The following is an 817-nucleotide window of genomic DNA, read 5'->3' as shown; positions in this document are numbered from 1 at the left end:
CAAAGTCGCAATACCACGCTTCCCTAAAGAAAATTCAACGCCTATATTCTGGGATAGCAACACGTAAAAGCAAACAGCTATCAGTAGCAACTGCAACAGCGTATGAAATACACCCTGACTAAATAGAAACGAGACACAACTTAAATACAGCATCGTAAAAATACTTGTAAACAACTCTTTGTCAGCCTTGATCTCTAGAAACTTCAACACAGCTGTCAGAAACAAAAAGGCGCCAGCCATTTCAACAGAAAAGTTGGTTTTATAGTGCGCGACAAACACCGCGCAAGAAGCAAGCGTTAAGCATGTTTTGACAAATGTGCTTACCGGCGGGCTATTTCGCTTATAAGCTATAAAACGATAGACACAGATGAATAACGTAAAAACGATTAGCCATATGGGAAGATGATCACTGTGTGATATCAGCTGTAAGATGATAACTAATAGCAAGGCGCCAACCGGCTGCGCACGGACCGCAAATACGTTGCTCTGTCCGCTGATCACTGCTTTGTCATCACCTTCTCTTAAGTCTTTCTGCATTATCAAGCCACTAATATGATCACGTGCAAATTAATATAAGGCTAGCTGTTTAAGGCAGGCATAATAGTGCGCCTCACTTGAATCAGGTTCAATCACTATCACCGGTAACTCAAGACCAAAAGCTTGCTTAGCCTTGTACAGCCGAGTTATTTTCTCACACATAAACTGTAAGCGTTGCTCTTTTCCGTAGGGTTCATAATCTTGCCAACGTACACGGCTTGCATCTGAAGCAGTTAAGTCATTATCTTTAACCACTAGCAATTCAGAGCTTGCATATTTT

General features: G+C 41.5%; 2 protein-coding genes. Both read right to left on the bottom strand.

What is annotated here, in order from left to right:
- Positions 1–537: DUF3488 domain-containing protein (locus A3766_RS03380; protein ID WP_156508653.1), on the bottom strand; the 537-nt coding region annotated here is incomplete at its 3' end.
- Positions 538–567: 30 nt separating this feature from the next.
- The coding region (locus A3766_RS30265) for a hypothetical protein (RefSeq protein ID WP_369808595.1) at positions 568–817 on the bottom strand (250 nt) is incomplete at its 5' end.

This window comes from Oleiphilus sp. HI0132, from assembly GCF_001635845.1.
The sequence above is the reverse complement of the archived record's forward strand: the minus strand, read 5'-3'. Positions and strand labels throughout refer to the sequence as shown.